The following is a 2761-nucleotide window of genomic DNA, read 5'->3' on the forward strand; positions in this document are numbered from 1 at the left end:
AACTACCTTCACAATTTCTCAAGCCAAAACTAAGAGCTTGTCATCATCCAACAAATTCGGCACAGTCTCCATATCAATCAAGTAGTCGCCGAAACGCTTGATATGACTTGTCATATAAGGACTCAACGCCACCACATCTTCACGAGTAATCAAATAACCAGATAAGAGCAAATCCCGCAAAACCTCAGTCAAATCCACAACATTGTGGAAGATCGCAGCATTAGCAACCAAATCATTATATTTAACAATCTTCTCCTGCTCAATTGGGTCATTATTAGCAATAACCCCAAAACCACCGAAGAAAAACCACTTTGAGAAACCGTTATAAGACTCAACGATATTCGTAGCCGCAGTAATCTGTTGTCGTAACTTCATATCCGAAATATATTGCAACAGAAATACCGTCCTAATTACCCCAAATGCTCGGAAGCTTTAAAACATTGTAACGATTAATAATATCCACAAGGGCTGCATTCAGTTTATCTACACTTACATGACGGCGATTAACAAACGATATTTCCTTACTTGTGACAATACCCCGCATGTGTCTTGCAGCTTGAGTCGGCCCCAAATTACAACCATAAGTGAAACTAGTCAACAAATAACGTTCCGTCGCCCGTTCTAACTTCGGATCGCTGCCGCTCATCGGCCCAAAATGGCGTGTAAAATTAGTCCAATAATCAACATTCCGCAGAATATCAATCAAATTACGTTCACCAAACCTTTGTTCCACAGCCTCAAGTAAAGTCTTAGCTGATGGACTCAAATCATGACGTACAGATTTTTTTAATACAGGTTCACCCAAATCATTAATCACAAGTTGACGATTATCTGGATAACCAGCATCCACAAGACATGCTGTATCAGTCAACAAAGACTTGAGTTGGTAAACATTACCAACGGCATCCGAAGCAAAACCCAAATCCTGACAATACTGGTCAATCAGTGGTAAACATTCTGACCAAGGTAACAACTGTTCTCGGTGGTCAGCGTAATTCTCACTTCCCTTAACACAAATATCCCCCGACCTCAATTCAGCCATTAAGTAAGAAAAAACACAAACTTCCAGATGGCGACGCACAATTTTAGTTTTGTTTCCAAGTTCTACAAATAAAAGTTTCTGCCATTGAGGAGAAGCAAAATCTAAATCAATAGTATTATTGAAGAATTGACCACGCCGTGACTGATTTTCTAAAATAAAATTCAATGCCTCAACTACACTTTGTTCGTTGGTAGTGGATGAAAACTTCAAAGCACTTAGCAACCGGAAAAAAGTACTGCGGTGACTTTTATAAAATTGCCACAATAGGGGAAAATAATTATTTCCCTTATAGGCATTTATCGCCTCACATTCAGTTAATAGTTTTTCCGCACCACCAGATGGAATGAGTACTTGATTAACTTGCTCGACCTTATCAACTTTATCGACATTAACGACAGTCCCAACTTCTGGCGATTCATCAACTAATACTTGTAGAACATTACTGAACACCCCCAGTAACTTCTCAACCGTTGATTGATATCTTTGTTTGATAAGTTCTAACTCTCTTTTAGCATGATTATGAATTAACTGCATTTTTTTGAGAAACATCTCAACTAAGTTATCTCGCGTCATCACGCTTGCCGAGTAAATCAGGCATAATATTAGAGTAATTCGTTTTGGCAAATTGAACTCTTTGATTTCACTGGCATCTAATACTCTCGCTTCGGCAGCAAAGTGTTGAATCTTAGCTACTGTCAGATCAGCAAGGAGTGGTTTAATATCTCCCAAAGAATCAAGCCAGATTGAATGTACAATTAAATCATTGAGGTGATTGCGGGTCGGGCGTTTAGGAAGTTGCTTGAGATTATTGTAGAGACTTCTATATTCTACTGGATGATTATCTAAAAGGTCGAGTAGACGTTGTTTATAATCGTTGCTTAAGCGACTAAGTACCAACCTAAATATGTTTTGATTGACTACATTCCTAACTCGGCGTACTAATCTATTTAAGGTATTAAATCCTGGCAACTCATATCTATTTTTAATTAGTTCGGCAATAGCGACATTCATTAAATCGGCAGGATTATCCATCACTTGGGCTGATTCATTCACCGCAGATACCGCTAAATGTAGCGCAGTTTGATTAAAAGATTTAACTTGAAGATATTCGCGGATAGCTGTTCGATGTCGGTACATTGTTTTGTTATTTTCATAACCCACAACAATATCAAGAGCCAATTTTAAAGGACTGCGAATATGGTTAATGATTTTTATCTGGATATCTGCAATCGATGGGAAATAACCCAGTCTTTGGAATGATTTTAAGATGACGAGCAGACTCAAAATATTACTTTCACCTTTCGTCGTATTGTAAGCAAAAGCAATTTCGGATTTAGTTGGAGTATAAATCTCGGTAAGTTCTTTGGTGGTAAATTGGCGTTTGAATCTAGGATAAGCGGTACGTTCTATAGATGTCACTTTGGTATTGATGGCTTGTCCATGCTGATATTACTTTTATAGATATAAGCTGTTGCGCCTACAAGTTGCACTATCTCAACATGCAATCTTTAAGTGCTTAAAAAGTTAAAATACGCGGACTCAATTTTTCTTGGGTGGCTTAGTTTGAGATTCAGAATCATTTGATTCTTTGTATGTCTTGCCACAGTAAGGACAAAAACGAAACTTCAAAGACGTAATCGGTTCGTTGCAGTTAGCACAACTATTGCGTAAACGAGTACCGCAAAGAAAACAGCATTGCGATCGCACTAATAACCAAAT

The 2761-nt window shown here is 38.1% G+C and carries 1 protein-coding gene and 2 pseudogenes; all 3 read right to left on the reverse strand.

The genetic code is table 11. The annotated features are described in order from the left end of the window. Positions 1-18: 18 nt before the first annotated feature. Positions 19-649, reverse strand: a pseudogene (locus tag CDG77_RS39300) (Tn3 family transposase); the annotation flags it as partial. A gap of 1332 nt (positions 650-1981) precedes the next feature. Next, positions 1982-2461, reverse strand: a pseudogene (locus CDG77_RS39305) (DUF4158 domain-containing protein); the annotation flags it as partial. 120 nt (positions 2462-2581) lie between these two features. Further along, positions 2582-2761 (reverse strand): double zinc ribbon domain-containing protein (locus CDG77_RS34485; RefSeq protein ID WP_190234160.1); only part of this gene is annotated, 180 nt, incomplete at its 5' end.

This window comes from Nostoc sp. 'Peltigera membranacea cyanobiont' 213 (assembly GCF_002245975.1).
In the GTDB taxonomy this organism is placed as follows: domain Bacteria; phylum Cyanobacteriota; class Cyanobacteriia; order Cyanobacteriales; family Nostocaceae; genus Nostoc.